The 18,003-nt window shown below is 63.3% G+C and carries 19 protein-coding genes; 12 read left to right on the top strand and 7 right to left on the bottom strand.

Annotated elements, in window-relative coordinates; translation table 11 throughout:
• Positions 1 to 59: 59 nt before the first annotated feature.
• The 4 genes from AC0L26_RS28990 (at position 60) to AC0L26_RS28975 (ending at position 5,008) form a co-directional block, all read left to right on the top strand.
• Positions 60 to 770: an ABC transporter ATP-binding protein gene (locus AC0L26_RS28990; RefSeq protein ID WP_473635650.1), complete on the top strand. Its 711-nt coding sequence runs from the start codon at positions 60 to 62 to the stop codon at positions 768 to 770.
• On the top strand, positions 770 to 3,319 hold the full coding sequence (locus AC0L26_RS28985) for an ABC transporter permease (protein ID WP_473635649.1): 2,550 nt from the start codon (positions 770 to 772) through the stop codon (positions 3,317 to 3,319). The genes AC0L26_RS28990 and AC0L26_RS28985 overlap by 1 nt, the downstream gene beginning before the upstream one ends.
• Before the next feature lie 231 nt (positions 3,320 to 3,550).
• Positions 3,551 to 4,330 (top strand): Bax inhibitor-1/YccA family protein, encoded by a 780-nt coding sequence (locus AC0L26_RS28980; protein WP_354490365.1) that lies wholly within the window; start codon positions 3,551 to 3,553, stop codon positions 4,328 to 4,330.
• Between the two features lie 114 nt (positions 4,331 to 4,444).
• Complete coding sequence (locus tag AC0L26_RS28975) at positions 4,445 to 5,008, top strand: GNAT family N-acetyltransferase (protein ID WP_473635648.1); 564 nt, start codon at positions 4,445 to 4,447, stop codon at positions 5,006 to 5,008.
• 9 nt (positions 5,009 to 5,017) lie between these two features.
• Here AC0L26_RS28975 and AC0L26_RS28970 read toward each other — a convergent pair whose 3' ends face one another.
• Positions 5,018 to 5,404, bottom strand: a complete 387-nt coding sequence (locus AC0L26_RS28970; protein WP_095484870.1) for a DUF2794 domain-containing protein — start codon at positions 5,402 to 5,404, stop codon at positions 5,018 to 5,020.
• A gap of 443 nt (positions 5,405 to 5,847) precedes the next feature.
• Entirely contained in the window at positions 5,848 to 6,627 is a 780-nt protein-coding gene (locus AC0L26_RS28965; RefSeq protein WP_473635647.1) for a DUF1223 domain-containing protein, read from the bottom strand.
• Positions 6,628 to 6,805: 178 nt separating this feature from the next.
• On the opposite strand from AC0L26_RS28965, the gene AC0L26_RS28960 reads away from it, so the two are divergent.
• Positions 6,806 to 7,480, top strand: coding sequence for a ceramidase domain-containing protein (locus AC0L26_RS28960; RefSeq protein WP_473635646.1), 675 nt, complete (start codon positions 6,806 to 6,808; stop codon positions 7,478 to 7,480).
• Positions 7,481 to 7,518: 38 nt separating this feature from the next.
• Here AC0L26_RS28960 and acnA read toward each other — a convergent pair whose 3' ends face one another.
• Positions 7,519 to 10,209 carry an aconitate hydratase AcnA gene (gene acnA / locus AC0L26_RS28955; RefSeq protein WP_473635645.1) on the bottom strand — a complete coding sequence of 897 codons (2,691 nt, stop codon included), beginning with the start codon at positions 10,207 to 10,209 and terminating at the stop codon, positions 7,519 to 7,521.
• Between the two features lie 284 nt (positions 10,210 to 10,493).
• Here acnA and ccmA point away from each other — a divergent pair, with 284 nt between their 5' ends.
• The 5 genes from ccmA to AC0L26_RS28930 all read left to right on the top strand — a co-directional run bounded on the left by ccmA (position 10,494) and on the right by AC0L26_RS28930 (position 13,741).
• Positions 10,494 to 11,096: a heme ABC exporter ATP-binding protein CcmA gene (gene ccmA / locus AC0L26_RS28950; protein ID WP_473635644.1), complete on the top strand. Its 603-nt coding sequence runs from the start codon at positions 10,494 to 10,496 to the stop codon at positions 11,094 to 11,096.
• A gap of 43 nt (positions 11,097 to 11,139) precedes the next feature.
• On the top strand, positions 11,140 to 11,805 hold the full coding sequence (gene ccmB, locus AC0L26_RS28945) for a heme exporter protein CcmB (RefSeq protein ID WP_473635643.1): 666 nt from the start codon (positions 11,140 to 11,142) through the stop codon (positions 11,803 to 11,805).
• Between the two features lie 137 nt (positions 11,806 to 11,942).
• A complete protein-coding gene (gene ccmD / locus AC0L26_RS28940) occupies positions 11,943 to 12,110 on the top strand; it encodes a heme exporter protein CcmD (protein ID WP_473635642.1) in 168 nt (55 codons plus the stop codon).
• Positions 12,107 to 12,685: a DsbE family thiol:disulfide interchange protein gene (locus tag AC0L26_RS28935; RefSeq protein WP_473635641.1), complete on the top strand. Its 579-nt coding sequence runs from the start codon at positions 12,107 to 12,109 to the stop codon at positions 12,683 to 12,685. The genes ccmD and AC0L26_RS28935 overlap by 4 nt, the downstream gene beginning before the upstream one ends.
• Before the next feature lie 15 nt (positions 12,686 to 12,700).
• Entirely contained in the window at positions 12,701 to 13,741 is a 1,041-nt protein-coding gene (locus AC0L26_RS28930) for a DUF2332 domain-containing protein (RefSeq protein WP_473635640.1), read from the top strand.
• A 54-nt stretch (positions 13,742 to 13,795) separates the two neighbouring features.
• Here the strand turns inward: AC0L26_RS28930 and AC0L26_RS28925 are convergent, their stop codons facing one another.
• Positions 13,796 to 13,963: a hypothetical protein gene (locus AC0L26_RS28925; protein ID WP_352936720.1), complete on the bottom strand. Its 168-nt coding sequence runs from the start codon at positions 13,961 to 13,963 to the stop codon at positions 13,796 to 13,798.
• Positions 13,964 to 14,227: 264 nt separating this feature from the next.
• Between AC0L26_RS28925 and AC0L26_RS28920 the strand changes: the two genes are divergently transcribed.
• The gene (locus tag AC0L26_RS28920; protein WP_473635639.1) at positions 14,228 to 15,145 is read left to right on the top strand and encodes an SMP-30/gluconolactonase/LRE family protein; all 918 of its coding nucleotides are present in this window, start codon (positions 14,228 to 14,230) and stop codon (positions 15,143 to 15,145) included.
• 32 nt (positions 15,146 to 15,177) lie between these two features.
• On the top strand, positions 15,178 to 15,387 hold the full coding sequence (locus AC0L26_RS28915) for a tautomerase family protein (RefSeq protein WP_473635638.1): 210 nt from the start codon (positions 15,178 to 15,180) through the stop codon (positions 15,385 to 15,387).
• A gap of 91 nt (positions 15,388 to 15,478) precedes the next feature.
• Here the strand turns inward: AC0L26_RS28915 and AC0L26_RS28910 are convergent, their stop codons facing one another.
• From AC0L26_RS28910 to ftsY, 3 genes are all read right to left on the bottom strand, one after another.
• A complete protein-coding gene (locus tag AC0L26_RS28910; RefSeq protein ID WP_473635637.1) occupies positions 15,479 to 16,099 on the bottom strand; it encodes a pyridoxamine 5'-phosphate oxidase family protein in 621 nt (206 codons plus the stop codon).
• A 16-nt stretch (positions 16,100 to 16,115) separates the two neighbouring features.
• The gene (locus tag AC0L26_RS28905) at positions 16,116 to 16,790 is read right to left on the bottom strand and encodes a septation protein A (RefSeq protein WP_473635636.1); all 675 of its coding nucleotides are present in this window, start codon (positions 16,788 to 16,790) and stop codon (positions 16,116 to 16,118) included.
• Between the two features lie 61 nt (positions 16,791 to 16,851).
• A partial coding sequence (gene ftsY, locus AC0L26_RS28900; RefSeq protein WP_473635635.1) for a signal recognition particle-docking protein FtsY occupies positions 16,852 to 18,003 on the bottom strand: 1,152 nt, incomplete at its 5' end.

Raw genomic sequence — 18,003 nt, 5'->3', positions numbered from 1 at the left:
ATTGTGTTGGCGGCAGGCGGAATTCTGGCCTCCCCTTTCCCATATAGGACGATTTTATTTTGACAGAAGCCGTCATCGCGCTGAAAGACGTATCGCTGACGCTCGGCGAAGGAGCGTCTTCCGTCCATGTGCTGAAAGGTGTCAGCCTCGAGGTGACCGATGGAGAGGCGACTGGCATCGTCGGGCCGTCGGGCTCGGGAAAGTCGACGCTACTGATGGTTTTGGCCGGCCTGGAAAGGGTCGATTCGGGCACGGTACGAATTGCCGGCGAATTGCTGAACGGCAAGAGCGAAGATCAGATCGCATCGTTTCGTGGGCGAAACATTGGCATCGTCTTCCAGTCCTTTCACCTCATTCCCAACATGACGGCGCTTGAAAATGTCGCAGTGCCGCTGGAACTTGCCGGCCATGTCGATCCGTTCGGCGTGGCCGCGCGTGAGCTGGAGGCGGTGGGTTTGCGCGACCGCGTCACCCACTATCCCGGCGAATTGTCCGGCGGCGAACAGCAGCGTGTGGCTATCGCCCGGGCACTGGCGCCTTCTCCTCGCATCCTGATCGCCGACGAGCCGACCGGCAATCTCGACCAGACGACGGGGCGGCAGGTCGCCGATCTTCTGTTCGCCAAGGCGGCAGAGCGTGGCATGACGCTGGTGCTGGTCACTCATGATCCGGCGCTCGCCGCCCGCTGCTCCCGGCAGGTGTCGATGCGATCGGGTCGGATCGAGGACGCGCCAGAACCAGCCGCAAAGCCTGGTAAGGTGCCGGCCTGATGCCGCTGTCGCGCACGCTAACGCTCGCCTTCCGCTTCTCGCTGCGCGAGATGCGCGGCGGGCTGTCCGGCTTTCTGATCTTCCTTGCCTGCATCGCGCTTGGCGTCGCGGCGATCGGCGGCGTTAATTCGGTGGCCCGGGCGATTACTGCCGGTGTCGCCAATGAAGGCCAGTCGCTGCTCGGCGGCGATCTTCGTTTCCAGCTCAACCAGCGCGTCGCGACGCAAGCCGAGCACGTCTTTGTCAACGGCCTGGGCACGGTCTCGCACAGCGCCAACATGCGCTCGATGGCGCGGCTCGAGGATGGTTCCGACCAGGCGCTGGTCGAGGCCAAGGCGGTCGACGGAGCCTATCCGCTCTATGGCGCGCTGGAGACCGAGCCGGCGCTGTCGAATCAGGACTTGTTCGGCGAAAAATCCGGTGTTTTCGGCGCCGCCGCACCCGACCTTCTGTTCGAGCGGCTGAACCTTGGGATTGGCGACCGGCTGAAGCTTGGCAGCGCCACATTCGAACTGCGCGCCAGGCTCGTCAGCGAGCCGGACGCGGTATCGGACGGCTTCGGCTTTGCGCCACGGCTGATGATCTCGACGGACGGGCTTGCCGCTTCTGGCCTGATCCAGCCCGGCAGCCTGGTCGAGAACGCCTACAAGGTCCGCTTGCCCGGCGGCACCGGCGAGGCGCGCATAAAAACCATTCAGGAGCAGGCCGCAGAGGAGTTTCCGCAGTCTGGCTGGTCGATCCGCACGCGCAGCAATGCGGCGCCGGCGTTATCCTCCAACATCGAACGGTTCTCGCAGTTCCTGACGCTGGTCGGGCTGACGGCGCTAGTGGTCGGCGGCGTCGGCGTGGCCAATGCGGTGCGCGCCTATCTCGATGGCAAGCGCGGCGTCATCGCCACCTTCAAGAGCCTGGGCGCTTCAGGCGGTTTCGTCTTTGCCGTCTATCTGGTGCAGATCCTGATGATCGCCGCCCTGGGCATCGCGCTCGGCCTCGTGCTTGGCGCACTGATGCCGTTCGCAGCGAGCGCGGCACTCCAGTCGGTCATTCCGGTGCCGGCCGAAGGCGGGTTCTATCCCGGCGCGCTCGGCATGGCGGCGCTGTTCGGCCTGCTGGTGACGCTGGCTTTCGCCTTGCTGCCGCTCGGCCGTGCGCGCGACGTGCCGGCGACGGCGCTGTTTCGCGAAATGGGTTTTGAGGGTCGCGGTTTTCCACGCCCGCTCTACCTCGCGGCGGCGCTCGGCATCACGCTGCTCCTGGCGGCGTTGGCCATTCTGTTTTCCGACGACCGCCGCATCGCCTCGATCTTCGTCGGCGCCACCATTTTTGCCTTCCTGGTGCTGCGCTTCGTCGGCGCGCTGGTGCAGTGGGCCGCCAGAAAAAGCCCGCGCGTTGGTTCGACGGTATTCAGGCTCGCCATCGGCAACATCCATCGGCCAGGCGCCTTGACGCCATCGGTGGTGCTGTCGCTGGGACTGGGGCTGACGCTTCTGGTGACGCTGGCGCTGATCGACGGCAATCTCAGGCGGCAGATTTCCGGCAGCCTGCCGGAACGGGCGCCGAACTTCTTCTTCGTCGATATCCAGAGCAGCGATGTCGACGCGTTCTCGGCGCTGGTCGTCAGGCAAGCGCCGCAGGGCACGCTAGTCAAGGTGCCGATGCTGCGCGGCCGGGTGATGGCGCTGAACGGCGTCGACGTCGACAAGGTCAAGGTCCCGGCGGAAGGGGCCTGGGTGCTGCGGGGCGATCGCGGGCTGACCTACGAGGCCAGAATTCCCGCGAATGCGACGCTGACCGAAGGCACGTGGTGGCCGGACAATTATGCCGGCGAGCCGCTGGTGTCGTTTTCGGCCGAGGAAGGCAAAGAGATCGGACTGAAGCTCGGCGACACCGTCACCGTCAACGTGCTTGGCCGTAACGTGACGGCGAAGATCGCCAATTTCCGCCAGGTCGAGTGGGAGACGATGGGCATCAACTTCGTCATGGTGTTCTCGCCCAACACATTTGCCGGCGCGCCGCATAGCTGGCTGGCGACGCTGACCGAGAAGGGCGCGTCGGCGGCCGACGATGCCCGGCTTCTCAATGCCGTCACCCGTGCCTTTCCCGCGGTGACGACAGTCAGGGTCAAGGACGCGCTCGACATCGTCAACCGGCTGGTGGCGCAACTCGGCACCGCGATCAGGGCGGCGGCCGGCGTGGCGCTGATCGCCTCGGTGCTGGTGCTGGCCGGTGCGCTGGCCGCCGGCAACCGGGCCCGCATCCATGACGCAGTGGTGCTGAAGACGCTGGGCGCCACCAGGAAAACGCTGATCGCGGCCTTTTCGCTGGAATATATGCTGATCGGCCTCGCAACCGCGATCTTCGCGTTGGCGGCAGGCGGGATAGCGGCATGGTTCGTTGTCGCCCGCGTCATGACGCTGCCATCGCATTTCATGCCCGATGTGGCGGTGGCAACCATCGTCTTTGCCCTGGTGGTCACGGTCGGCATTGGCCTCGCCGGCACCTGGCGGGTGCTGGGCCACAAGGCAGCCCCGGTGCTACGCAATCTCTGACCGCAAGGCTGGGCGAGGCTGGTTTTTGATTAATTCTGCGTAATGTTGAGGCTTTAAAAGCCGAAAAACCGGATTTCCGCGACTTCACGAAGCATTACGCTCCGTTACGGTCTTGTTCTCGACGCCAATAACCATCATATTTCGCCGCAGGCATGCTGGAGCCCCGCCAGCGGCGCCTGGGTCCAAAATGGACCTGACACCGGACGGGGCAGAAGCAATATGAGGATTTCCATGGCTGAACCGCTTCGCAACTATCAGACGCGCGCCGTGCCCGGCGCCGGCGTCGATGCTGCCATCGACCAGGGCCTGCGCGCCTATATGATTAAGGTCTATAATCTGATGGGGCTTGGCCTCCTCATCACCGGCCTTGCCGCGGTCGGCACGATCATGCTGGCCACCACCACCGATCCGGCTTCGGCGGTCGCGACGCTGCCGAGCGGCGAAATGCTGACCTCCTTCGGCTACGCGATCTTCGGGTCGCCGCTGCGCTGGGTGGTGATGCTGGCTCCGCTCGCCGCCGTGCTGTTCCTGTCGTTCCGCGTCCAGTCGATGAGCGTTTCTGCCGCGCAGACGACGTTCTGGGTCTATGCCGGCCTGGTTGGCCTGTCGCTGTCGTCTATCTTCCTGGTCTACACGACCGCCAGCATTTCGCAGACCTTCTTCGCCACGGCAGCGGCTTTCGGTGCGTTGTCGCTTTACGGCTACACGACCAAGCGCGATCTGACCGCGTTCGGCTCGTTCCTGGTGATGGGCGTGTTCGGGCTGATCATCGCGATGGTGATCAACATCTTCCTGCAATCGTCGGCCCTGTCTTTCGCCGTTTCGGCGCTCGGCGTGCTGATTTTTTCGGGTCTCACCGCCTATGACACGCAGAAGATCAAGGAGATGTATTTCGAGGGCGACGCCACCGACGTTGCCGGCCGCAAGGCGATCATGGGCGCGCTGACGCTCTATCTCGACTTCATCAACCTGTTCATGTTCCTGCTGCAGTTCATGGGCGACCGCCGCTAAGGCGATCCCTGCTTCTGTGGACCAGCGATTTTGGAAAGGGCGGCCCAACAGCCGCCCTTTCTTTTGTGCCGGCCTTTGCTGTGATGGAAGGCAGATGAACAACTTGCATAAATTATGAGCAGCGTCACGATACGGGCCGCGACTTCGGCCGATCTTGACCGGATCACCGGCATCTATGCCGATGCGGTTATCCATGGCACGGCGAGCTACGAACTGGAGCCGCCTGATCGTGCCGAGATGGGGCAGCGATTCGACAGTTTGATAGCTGGCGGCTTTCCGTATCTGGTCGCGGACAAAGACGGCATCGTGCTCGGCTATGCCTATGCCGGTGCCTTTCGGCCGCGCCCTGCGTACCGCTTTGTCGTCGAGGATTCCGTCTATGTCGCGCCCGAGGCCAAGGGCCAGGGCGTTGGGCTCAAGTTGATGCGAGGGCTGATCGAGGCGGCCGAGGCGGCGGGCTTTCGCCAGATCATCGCAGTGATCGGTGACGGCCGGCCGGACAGTGCCTCGGTGCGGCTACATGAAAAGCTAGGCTTTCGCCATTCGGGTCGCCTCGAAGGCTCCGGCTATAAGCACGGACGCTGGCTGGACACGGTGTTCATGCAGCTGCCGATCAACGGTGGCGCGTCTATCGCGCCCGATCCGCAATCGCTGCCCGAACAGAAGTTCCGTAAGTAAAATAACGAGTTAGGCCTCGACCAGCTTCAGCGTGCGGTCGAAGACGCCGAGCACGCGGCCAAGTTCCTGGCCACGCTTGAGGATGCGACCGCCGGCGGCAATAACGGCGAATGCGCCTTGCCGGCGCGCCAGCTTCGGATCTTTGACGATCTGGAACAGCGGCACCTCGCTGGTGCGGCGGAACACCGAAAAGACGGCTCGATCGGTGAGATGGTCGATGGCGTAGTCGCGCCATTCATTGGCAGCGACCATGCGCCCGTACAGCCTCAGGATCTGGTCTAGTTCGCGCCGGTCGAACCGCACCGGCTGGTCGAGGCGTTCGCGTCTTGCCTCATGCAGCGGGATCAGTATTGCGGATGCGTCTCCATCCTCCGTCCCACTGCCGTGATCAGTCATGCCTCGATCCCTTCGAATGAATCTTATGCCAGCCAAAGTTGGCGCTTTCGCCGTGGAATTGCAAGCCCAACCGGGCAAAGGCAGCGCCCGCACCGTTTCCGCAGTGTCCAGTCACGTTTATAAAACGTCCGTTGGAATTGGTGATGCTTCGCCACAATTCTGCCTTCTTTTATCCGCGCTCATGCCCCAATGTCCGACGAATTTACGGCTGTTGCCTGAGACGGTTCGGTCCGGCACTGGCTCGTAAACCCCAAGCCCCCCGCCCACGGGTCTGCGTCGGATCGAACCAACCTCGGTTTTTCTTTGGAAAAATCGGGTGCGACGATCCCAAAACCTAAATGACCGGCGTCAGAAGCAAGCTGACGTCGGTTTTTATTGCTGGATGGAGTAGGATGCGCGCGGCTTCCCTTTCTCCCCGCAAGGGGAGAAGGAGAGGTTTCCGCTTACGGCTTATGGATTAAGGCGGCGCCCAGAATAGGGCCTGGCAGGCCGTCCTTGCCCACCGATTGCAGCAGCACGGCGCAGCCGCCTTTCTTGGAAATCACGCTCATCGGCAATTCGTAGCGCTGCGCTTTGCCGTGCCACATGCCGGCGGTCTGGATGCCGGAGACGGCGTTCCAATAGGTCATGCTGCGGCCGGTGTTTTCGCCCTTGCCGATCTTGATCGTCTGCGGCGGGTCGAAATAGACGATGACGACATGAGCATCGCTGGGGCCGGCCCCGGCTTCGCCGGCGTCGATGATGACGCGGTCGCTGGTCTGGCTGACCTTGATGCTGACCCGCATCCCTTCGCCTGATTTCTCCATGCGGGCGAGCGCGCCGTCGACTTCCTTGCGGCTGGCGCCGTTGACATGGCTGCGGCCATTGATGACGGCCTGCGGCGTGTAGACCGAGCGGCTGCCAAAGGTGCGCATATATTCGTATTGCCGCTCGGTGTTCTCCTTGCGGCTCAGCGTGTCCTTCCAACCGAGATAATCCCAGTAGTCGACATGGTAGGCGAGCGCGACGATGCTTTCCCTGGCGGCAAGTTCGGCGAAGAATTCATCGGCCGGCAGGCAGGAATTGCAGCCTTGGCTGGTGAAGAGCTCGACCACGCCCAACGTTTGTCCGGTCGAGGATTTGTCGGTCTGGGGGCCGTCGGCTTCGCCGGCAAGCGCATTACCGGCAAACACCGAGAGGGCCAGCGCAAATGCCGCAAGCCGCAATGGTCTTCGAGATGTCATGGCCCGTTTCGACTCCCGCCGGTGATGCCGGCTTTGTTCTGATTGGCGAAATATGTGGCAGAAGCGGCAGTCAACGGGAAGTCACGTTGCGGTGAAATTTTATCGTCGCAATCGACTGCAAGAGCGCAACAGCAGAAGCTACACTTCAGGGTAGAAAGCGATTCGGGCAACAATCAGCATGTGGCAAACTCTTCTGACGCCGGTCGACCTCTATTGCGAGCGGGTCGGCCCGGAGCTCTGGGCCGAACCGGTCAACGCACTGACAAATCTGGCTTTTCTTGCCGCCGGGCTGTGGGGTGTCCGGGAGGTGCGCCGGCGCGGCACCGGCATCTTTGCCGAAGCGCTGGCCTGGTGGGTGGTGGCGATCGGCATCGGCTCGGCGCTGTTCCACACCTTCGCCAACCACGCCACGATCTGGGCCGACATCCTGCCGATCGCCGGCTTCACGCTGGCCTACACGCTGTTCAACCTGCGTCGCTTCCTCGGCATGAAATGGGGCAAGGCGATCGCCGTCTTCGTCGCCTTCTATGCCGTTGCCGGGTTATTGACCTGGGCCGTGCCGGACTGGCTGCGCCAAGCGTCGAACGGCACCACCGGCTATCTGGCGCCCTTCCTGGCGCTCGCCTTCTTCGGCGCCTGGGTGGCGGCGAGCGGCAATCGCGCCGGCTGGTACAATCTGGCGGGCTCGGCGATCTTCGTCGTGTCGGTCATCTGCCGGATGATCGATCCGCTGGTCTGCGGCAGCTTTCCGCTCGGCACGCATTTCCTGTGGCACATCCTCAACGGGCTGATGCTCGGCGTGCTGCTGGCGGCGACGGCGCGGTTTGGGAAGGCAGTAGGCAGTAGGCAGTAGCCTATTCCCTAATGCCTAAGCCCTATTCCCTTGCAGCTTTAAGCAGCCAGATCGCGCAGCACGTATTGCAGGATGCCGCCGTTCTTGAAGTAGTCGAGTTCGTCCAGCGTATCGATCCGGCAGATGATCGGAACTTTCTTCACCGTGCCGTCGCCATAAGTGATTTTGGCGGTCATCTTTTGGCGCGGCTTAATGGCGCTCAGCCCGTCGATCTCGACCAGTTCGTCGCCCTTGAGGTTGAGCGAGGCCCACGAGGTGCCTTCCTCGAAGACGAAGGGGATGACACCCATGCCGACCAGGTTCGAGCGGTGGATGCGCTCGAAGGACTGGGCGATGACGGCGCGAACGCCCAAGAGGTTGGTGCCCTTGGCCGCCCAGTCGCGCGACGAGCCGTTGCCGTATTCGACACCGGCGAAGATGACCAGCGGCACGCCTTCCTTCTTGTACTCCATGGCGGCATCGTAGATCGATGTCTCTTCCTTGGAGGGATAGTGGATGGTGTAGCCGCCCTCGCGGCCGTTCTCGCCCAGCATGTGGTTGCGGATGCGGATGTTGGCGAAGGTGCCGCGCATCATCACCTCATGATTGCCGCGCCGCGTGCCGTACTGGTTGAAATCGGCGACGCCGACGCCGTGGTCGGTGAGATATTTGCCGGCAGGCGAGGCCGCCTTGATCGAACCGGCCGGCGAGATGTGGTCGGTGGTGATCTTGTCGCCGAACAGTCCAAGCACACGGGCGCCCCTGATGTCGCCGATTGTGCCGAAGCCTGATGTCATGCCGGCGAAATAGGGCGGGTTCTGCACATAGGTCGAATTGTCGTCCCAGGCATAGGTCTGCCCTTCCGGCGCCTTGACGTTCTGCCAGTACTCGTCGCCCTTGAAGACGTCGGCATATTTGCGGGCGAACAGTTCGCGCGTCACGTTCTTCTCGATGAACTCCTGGATCTCGACCGAGCTCGGCCAGATGTCCTTGAGGTAGACCGGGTTGCCGTTACGGTCCTCGCCGAGCGGCTCTGACGTCAGGTCCTTGGTCACGGTCCCGGCCAGCGCGTGGGCGACGACCAGCGGCGGCGAAGCGAGGTAGTTCGCCTGCACGTCGGGCGAGACGCGGCCTTCGAAATTGCGGTTGCCGGACAAGACCGCGGCAGCAATCAGACCCTTGTCGTTAATGGTCTTGGAGATCGGCGTCGGCAGCGGGCCGGAATTGCCGATACAGGTGGTGCAGCCGAAGCCGACCAGATTGAAGCCGATCTGGTCGAGCTCCTTCTGCAGGCCGGATTTTTCCAGGTATTCGGCGACGACCTGGCTGCCCGGCGCCAGCGATGTCTTGACCCACGGCTTCTGCTTGAGCCCGAGCCGGTTGGCGTTGCGCGCCAGCAGCCCGGCGCCGATCAGCACGCTCGGGTTCGAGGTGTTGGTGCAGGAGGTGATGGCGGCGATGACGACATCGCCATGGCCGAGATCATGATTGGTGCCTTCGACGGCGTAGCGCTTGTCGATTTCGGCAGCCTTCTTGTACTCGGTCTCCATCGCCTTGGCGAAGCCGGCCGGAATGCCTTCCAGTGCTACGCGGCCTTCCGGACGCTTGGGGCCGGCCATCGACGGCACGACGTCGCCGAGATCTAGCTCGAGCAGGTCGGTGAAGACCGGGTCGGCCGAGCCGGTATCGCGCCACATGCCTTGCGCCTTCGCGTATGCCTCGACCAGCGCGATGCGGCTTTCCTCGCGGCCGGACATGGTGAGGTAGCGGATGGTTTCGCCGTCGACCGGGAAGAAGCCGCAGGTGGCGCCATATTCGGGTGCCATGTTGCCGATGGTGGCGCGGTCGGCCAGCGTCATGTTGGACAGACCTGGACCGAAGAATTCGACGAACTTGCCGACGACGCCCTTCTTGCGCAGCATCTGCGTGACGGTCAACACCAGGTCGGTGGCGGTGACGCCTTCCCTCAGCTTACCGGTGAGGCGGAAGCCGATGACTTCGGGCAACAGCATGGAGACGGGCTGGCCGAGCATGGCGGCCTCGGCCTCGATGCCGCCAACGCCCCAGCCGAGCACGCCAAGGCCGTTGATCATGGTGGTGTGCGAATCGGTACCGACGCAGGTGTCGGGATAGGCGGTGGTTTCGCCGCCTTCAGTGTTGGTCCACACGACCTGGCCGAGATATTCGAGATTGACCTGGTGGCAGATGCCGGTGCCGGGCGGCACGACGCGGAAATTGCGGAAGGCCTGCTGGCCCCACTTCAGGAACTTGTAGCGCTCTTCGTTGCGCTCGTACTCAAGCTCGACATTCCTGGCGAAAGCCAGCGGTGTGCCGAATTCATCGACGATGACCGAGTGGTCGATGACCAGATCGACCGGCACCAGCGGATTGATTTTCTGCGGGTCGCCGCCGAGCGAGGCCATGGCGTCGCGCATGGCGGCCAAGTCGACCACGGCCGGAACGCCGGTGAAATCCTGCATCAGCACGCGGGCCGGACGATAGGCGATCTCGACGCCGGCGGTGCCCCGGTCGGTCAGCCAGCCGGCGACAGCCTGGACGCTCTCCCTGGTGACGGAACGGCCGTCTTCGTTACGCAGCAGGTTCTCCAGCAGCACCTTCATAGAATAGGGCAACTGTGCGATACCGGTGAGGCCGTTCTTCTCGGCCTCGATGAGGTCGTAATAGACATAGTCGGCGCCGCCTGCGGTCAGCGTGCGGCGGCAATTGAAACTATCGAGGGATTTTGACACGTGCGATCCGTCCTTGTCTGTTCAGCCTGAAAGGGAACGGACGCCGATGGCATGCAATCACGCGCAAAGGTGCGGGTACGGCCATTTCCGCTGTCCGTTCCCAGCCAACCCGAGCCGTTCAAGGCGGCGCGTGCGCTGGTTCGGCGCTAATTCTGTTCCCGCGCCGACCGCTGGCACGGATGACCCGCATATAGAGAATTTCCTGGAATAGTTCTAGACACGGAATCGCCATTTTTGTTGCGGCGCACCGAAGCCGCGCTAGGACTTCCGGCGAAGGGGAACGAATGCGGCTGATCGCCGAAAAACTGGGCGGCGAACGTGGCGGCGAGACGGTCTTTTCCGGCATCGACTTTGCCCTCGAGAAAGGTCAGGCGCTCATCGTCACCGGGCCAAACGGCGTGGGGAAATCGACGCTGCTCAGGGTCGTCGCCGGGCTGCTGCCTGTGGCGGCAGGCCGCGTGCTCATCGAAGGCGGCGGCGAGGATTTGCCGTCGGTTGCCTCGGCCTGCCACTATCTCGGCCACCAGAACGCGATGAAGACGGCGTTGACCGTGACGGAAAATCTTCGCTTCTGGCGCGATTTTTCGGGCGCGGATTTCTTGAGCGCTGACGAGGCGCTGGAAACGGTCGGGCTTGATGGCATCGGCCATCTGCCGTTCGGCTATCTCTCGACCGGGCAGAGGCGGCGCGCGGCGATCGCAAAACTGCTGGTCAGCCGGCGGCCATTGTGGCTGCTCGACGAGCCGACAGCCGGGCTGGACAAAGCTTCGGAAGAGCGATTCGCGGTGCTGATGCGGAAGCATCTCGAAGAGGGTGGCATCGTCATTGCAGCCACGCATCTGCCATTGGGGATCGAGGGAGCGCGGGAATTGAGGATGACCGGCTGATGTTGGCATTCCTTCGCGCCCCTGGGCAAAGGCATCTCAGCCCATGCTAGCCCTCTTCCTGCGCGATATTCGCCTCAGTATCCGTGCCGGCGGCGGGGCGCTGACCGGCGTGATCTTCTTTCTCGCGGTGATCGCGACAATCCCCTTCGGCGTCGGGCCGGATCTCAACCTGCTCGCCCGCATCGGCCCGGCAATCCTGTGGATCGGCGCTTTGCTCGCTTGCCTGCTCGGCCTCGACCGATTGTTCCAGGCCGACCGGGAAGACGGCTCGCTCGATCTGCTGGTGCTCGGCGACAACAGGCACATGTTGGCGCTGACCGTGCTTATGAAATGCCTGGCGCATTGGGCGGGAAGCGTGCTGCCGCTGGTCATCGCGGCACCTTTGCTCGGCCTGTTCATGAATATGGAGCCGGTCGGCATCGGCGCCACGGCGCTGACCCTTTTGGTCGGCACGCCGGCGATCACCTTCATCGGCGCTGCCGGTGCGGCGGTGGCGGTGGCGCTGCCGCGTGGCGGGCTGCTGATCTCGGTGCTGGTGCTGCCGCTGACCATTCCCGTGCTGATCTTTGGCGTCTCGGCAAGCTATGGCGCGGTGGCGGACCCCGATCCGTTCCTGCAGCCTTTCCTCATTCTCGCCGCGCTGACCTTGTTTCTTGCCGTGCTGGGGCCGGTTGCGGCGGCGCTGGCGCTGCGTCATGGGGCTGACTAAATTAGACGGCCGCCTGGCGTCAAAGGCCGCGGCGCTGCTGTCGATTGCGAAGCCGATGGCGCGAGGTTAAGGAAAGGCATGTTCGAGCGAAGCGAAATGGTCCGGCTGAAAGGTTTTGCGCCGGCGGAGCGATCCATATGAGCGCGCATGCGCTTTATGTGACCGCCGCCTACGCCATCACGGCCGTGATTCTGGCCGGGCTGATCGGCTGGATTCTTCTCGACCAGCGGGCACGCAGACGAGACCTCGCCGAGCTGGAAGCGTCCGGCGTGCGGCGTCGCTCCGACAAGGCAGCCAAGCCATGAGCATGGAGGCCAAAACGCCGGCGCCCGGACGACGCCTGATCGTGCTTTTGCCGCTGCTGATTTTCCTCGGGCTGGCGGGATTGTTCCTGACGCAGCTATTGTCCGGCCGCGACAGTTCGGAGGTGCCATCGGCGCTGATCGGCCTGCCGGCGCCGCAGACCAATCTGCCGGCGCTGGAGGGCATGAATTTGCCGGGGCTCGATTCCCGGCAGTTCGCCGGCAAGGTCACGCTGGTCAACGTCTTCGCGTCCTGGTGCGGGCCATGCCGCGGCGAACATCCGGTGCTGCTGGCGCTGTCGCAGGACAAGCGCTTCGTCATCGCCGCGCTCAACTACAAGGACCAGCCGGAAAACGCCCGCCGGTTCCTCGGCGATCTCGGCAACCCGTTCCAGGCGATCGGCGTCGACGCGGCGGGGCGCGCGGCGATCGACTGGGGCGTCTACGGCGTGCCGGAGACCTTCGTCATCGGCAAGAACGGCAAGATCGCCTACAAGCATGTCGGCCCACTGACGCCAGGCTCGGCGCAGACGCTGCTTTTGCCGGAGATCGAAAAGGCGCTGGCCGCGCCGGGCTGAGGCACCGGAAACGCGATGGACGAACAAGACATGCGCGTTCATTTTCTGGCCCAGGCGAAGGGCTGCGATGGACTTGGTTCGCCGTTCACCGCGAAATTATGCCGTGCATTGGCCAAGGTTCTCGACGCAAACACCAGGACCGGGCAGGCGGTGCTCGGCTGGCCGGGGGACGCGCGCGCCGACGCCCTCGCATTGCGGCTCTGCGGCACGCTGCATGCGTTGGTCTTGACGGGTGCCAATGAGCGACTGGCACTGATCTATCCGCCCAACCAAGCAAACGAATCAGAGATCGCCGCGGTGCTGCCGGAGGCAATTGCCCGATCCGATGAGCGGATCGTCGCTGGCCTCTCCGGTGCGCCGCAGACCAATGAAATTGCCCGGTCGGCAATGCTGTTGCCCGGATTTCTGACGGTCGCGCGGGAAACCGGCCTGCCGCTGGATCTGTGCGAGATTGGCGCCAGTGCCGGGCTCAATCTCCTTTTCGACAGCTTTCACTACCGCTACGGCGATGCCGAGTGGGGCGACCGGACCTCTCCCGTCCGGTTGGCGCCGGAGGTGCGCGGCCTCGTTCCGCTTGGTGGCGCGATCGACGTCTGCCATCGCGCCGGCTGCGACATCGCGCCGGTCGATCTAGCCGACGCAGCGGCTCGGCTACGGCTTCGGTCTTACGTCTGGGCCGATCAGGCAGCGCGGCTGGCCCGGCTCGACGCCGCGCTGTCACTTGCAGAAAAGTTTCCACCAATGCTTGTCAAAGCGGACGCGGCGGATTTTGTCGAGAAGGCACTGGCCGCGCGGCAGCAGGGCCGCGCCTTCGTGCTCTATCATTCGATCATGTGGCAATACCTGTCGCGGGCGACCAAGGATGCCATCATCGCCACGCTGGAGCAGGCGGGCCGACAGGCCACAGCCGCTGCGCCAATCGCAAGGCTGCGGATGGAGCCGCGCGATCCCACAAACAGTTGGGCCGTACTCAGCCTTACTCTATGGCCGGACGGCGAGACGCGCCGTCTAGCCCATTGCGACTACCACGGCCGCTGGATCGAATGGATGGGCTAAGCCCGATCTGCAATTTTGCTGCGCCGACCTTCGGTTCGGGATCGAACGCCGAACTCAGCCGTAGATCTGCTTGTGGACCTGGTAGAGCATTTCCGAGCGGTCGGCGCGCATGTCGGCGAGATCGCGGCTGGAAAAGGAGTCGATTTCGGCGACGAGGCGGTTGTATTGCCGGCGCTTGGCGATGCTGGTGCGAGCGCGGCTCACGAGGCTGTCGAGGATCATAGCAAGGTTCCTTCTGCGCCGCATTGTTGCGGCAGGTTGTTCCTCCCTTGCGATACGGAACATGACATAGTTATGGTGCGTTGCAAAAAGAAGATGTTGCAATGCACCATTGCACTGGACGCATAGCCAGTTAATGGCGCGTGACCTGCTGTGGCCATGCAGGTCGCCTCAAGATGCAGGTGAAGCGATCGTCGTCGATCTTGCCATATCCATCGCAGGCTGGCTTGATCGCGCCGGCACCGATTTGCATGACTGGAGGAAACCATGGCCGCCGAAGACTACGAGATTCTCGATCCACGTTTTGCGCGGCTGTTCAACGGCAATGCGCAAGTCGACAAGCTGTTCACCGGATGCCGATGGGCGGAGGGGCCGGCCTGGTTCGCGGCCGGCCGCTATGTGGTCTGGTCCGACATCCCCAACAACCGCATGCTGCGCTACGACGAGACCGATGGCAGCGTCAGCGTGTTCCGGCAACCGTCGGGCAATTCCAACGGCAACACCGTCGACCGGCAGGGCCGGTTGGTCACCTGCGAACATTCCGGCCGCCGCGTCAGCCGCACCGAGCATGACGGCTCGATCACCACCATCGCCGACAAATGGCGCGGCAAGCGGCTGAACTCGCCCAATGATGCGGTGGTCAAGTCAGACGGGTCGATCTGGTTCACCGATCCGACCTACGGCATCGACACGGATTATGAGGGCGACAAGGCCGAGAGCGAGATCGGCGCTTGCCATGTCTACCGAGCCGATCCCGGTACCGGCGAGATCGAAGCTGTCATCACCGACATGGTCAGGCCCAACGGGCTCGCCTTCTCGCTCGACGAGAGCAAGCTCTATGTCGTCGATACCGGCCGCACACATGGCGCGCAGAATCCGGCGCATATGCGGGTGTTCAATGTCGACGATGATGGCAAGAAGATCTCCGGCGGAAAGGTCTTCGCCGACTGCACGGCCGGCCTGTTCGATGGTTTCAGGCTCGACGACCAAGGGCGCATCTGGACCAGTGCCGCCGACGGCATCCATTGCTACGATCCGGACGGGACGCTGATCGGGAGGATCAAGGTGCCGGAAGTCGTCGCCAATTGCGTATTCGGCGGCAACAAGCTGAACTGCCTCTATATCGCCGGCACGACCTCGCTCTACATGGTCCGGCTGATGGTCAACGGCGCAAAGACATTTTGAGCGGCCGCCAAGCATATCCAAGGGAGGGCACAATGCCATTCGTGAACATCCGCCTGGTCAAGGAGGTGATCGCCGATGACCCGGCCGGCAAGAAGGCCGCAATCGCTGCCCAGGTGACGGCCGCCATCACCGGCGCCACCGGCCTGACCAGCAACGACGTCTGGGTGGTTTTCGAGGAGGTCGCCGCGCGCGACTGGTTCGTCGGCGAGACCGATGTCGAGACGATGCGCGGCAAACGTTGAAGGAATTTCGCCGCGACCTTTGATGGTTGCGGCGGCCGGTCAGCAGACGGCGAAGGCCGAGAGGTGTTTCGGACGGATCATGTCCGAAAGTCTACCACATGGTGTGTTTGTATTCGTCGTCCAGCCAGCGGTCGGTTGCCTCGGCCGAATCGGCGAGCGCCAGCTGGTCGCGCAGGATCTGGCCGAGCGTCGGCAGCGTCGCCCGGTCGTACCAGGTTTCCGGCTTCCACAGATCGGAGCGCATGAAAGCCTTGGCGCAATGCATGTAGGCGGCCTTGACCGTCACCAGGACGATGCTTTGCGGTTCCTTGCCGTCAACGGCGAGCCGCTCGCGTAAGGCCGCATCGACGGTGATGCGGGCATCGCCGTTGACGCGCAGCGTCTCGTTCATACCTGGAATGAGGAAGAGCAGCCCGACCGACGGATTAACAAGAATGTTCTCCAGCGTGTCGAGCCGATTGTTGCCCGGCCGATCGGGAATGGCGATGGTTCTCTCGTCAAGCACGGCGGCAAACCCAGGTTTGTCGCCCTTCGGCGTCACATCGGCATTGCCGGCGCCGTCCGAGGAGCCGATCAGCACGAAGGGGCTTTTGCCGATGAAGGAACGGCTGTGGCCATCCAGCGCGTTCAGTTCCTTGCGGATAGAGCCGTCGGTCGGCCGAGGAGTCTTGTAGATCGTTCTCAGCTCTTCGCGCGTGGTGACGAATTCCATACCCTCTCCTTACCTGTTACTTGCCGGCCTTCTCTTCTTTGCCGGTCTTGCCTTCAAGCGAATGGCGCATGATCAGCGGCATCTGGCTGAAGGTGAAAAGAAGCGTGATCGGCATGATGCCCCAAACCTTGAAGGTAACCCATGCGTCGGTGGAAAAATTCCGCCAGACCACTTCGTTGACAAGGGCCAGAAACAGGAAAAACAGGCCCCAGCGGAAGGTGAGTTTCTTCCAGCCCTCGGCATCGAGGCTGAAGGCCGAATCGAAGACGTAGCCGAGCAGCGACTTGCCGAAGAACAGGCCGCCGAGCAGCACGCCGCCGAACAGCATGTTGACGATGGTCGGTTTCATCTTGATGAAGATGTCGTCCTGCAGATAGAGCGTCAGCGCGCCGAAGACGAACACGACGACGCCCGATACCATCGGCATGATCGGCAAGGTGCGGGTGAGCAGCCAGGAAGCGATCAGCGCGATCGCGGTCGCCGCCATGAACAGGCCGGTGGCGACGAAGATCGGTCCGCCGAGTTCGGCCAGGACCGGAAATTTCTGCACCAGCCATGCGCTGCGCGCGTTGGCGAAGAAGAACACCATCAATGGCCCGAGCTCCAGCACCAGCTTGAGCAGCGGATTGACGCCTTCCTTCTTCTGTTTCTGCGGGTCGGACGGGTCGCGTTCGAGGATGGGCGGGTTCATGGGCTTCCTTCTTGCGCATGATTCTGTCCAAAAAGTCTGCGACTTTTTGGGGTCATGCCTGTTACGCCACGCCAGCGATCGCCCTGGCGAACTCGCTTGCGGAGAAAGGTTCGAGGTCGTCGACCTGTTCGCCGACGCCGATGAAATAGACCGGCAATTTGTGCTTTGCTGCGATCGCCACCAGAATACCGCCGCGTGCCGTGCCGTCCAGTTTGGTCATCACCAGGCCGTTGACGCCGGCGACATTGCGGAAGATCTCGACCTGGTTGAGCGCGTTCTGGCCGGTGGTGGCGTCGACCGTCTGCAGCACGGTGTGTGGCGCCTCCGGATCGAGCTTGCCCAGCACCCGGACAACCTTTTCCAGTTCCGCCATCAACTCGGTCTTGTTCTGCAGCCGCCCGGCGGTGTCGATGATCAGCACGTCGGAGCCGGCCTGCTTGGCCTGTTCGAACGCGTCGTAGGCAAGACCCGCCGCATCGGCGCCGAGTTTGGAGGCGATGACCGGCGATTTGGTGCGCTCGCCCCAGATTTTCAACTGCTCTATTGCCGCGGCGCGGAACGTGTCGCCGGCGGCGAGCATCACCGACAGGCCGCCGTCGGTCAGCTTTGCCGCCAGCTTGCCGATGGTCGTGGTCTTGCCGGTGCCGTTGACGCCAACGACAAGGATGACATGCGGCTTGTGGCTGAGGTCGAGCTCCAGCGGCATGGCGACGTGGGTCAGCACCTTCTCCACCTCGGCCGCCATGATGGCGCGGACTTCCGTCTCGGAGACGTCCTTGCCGTAGCGGCTGGCGGCCAGCGTGTCGGTGACGCGCAAGGCCGTCTCCATGCCGAGGTCGGCGCGGATCAGCACGTCCTCCAGATCCTGCAGCGTGTCCTCGTCGAGCTTGCGCTTGGTGAAGACGCCGGCAATGTTGCCGGACAGTTCCCGGGAAGAGCGGGCAAGCCCCTCCTTCATGCGCTGGAACCACGAGCGCTTCGGTGCCGGTTCCGGCGCCTTCTGCGGCTCGGCTTTCTGCTCGACCTTCTTGGTTACGGTCACCTTGCCGGGGGCGGGCCTTGGCTCCGGCGGCGGTTGAGGAACGGCCGCCGGTTCCGGTGCGATCTCAGCAAGGATTGGCTTCGCCTCGACCGGCGCCGGCTGGCGAATGGGGGGCGGGATTTCGGCTGGCGGCGCCTCCGGCTCGGGCGCCGTTGAGGGGGCTTTGGCGGG

It is taken from the genome of Mesorhizobium sp. WSM4823 (assembly GCF_055811195.1).
This window is presented reverse-complemented; position numbering and strand designations above follow the sequence as displayed.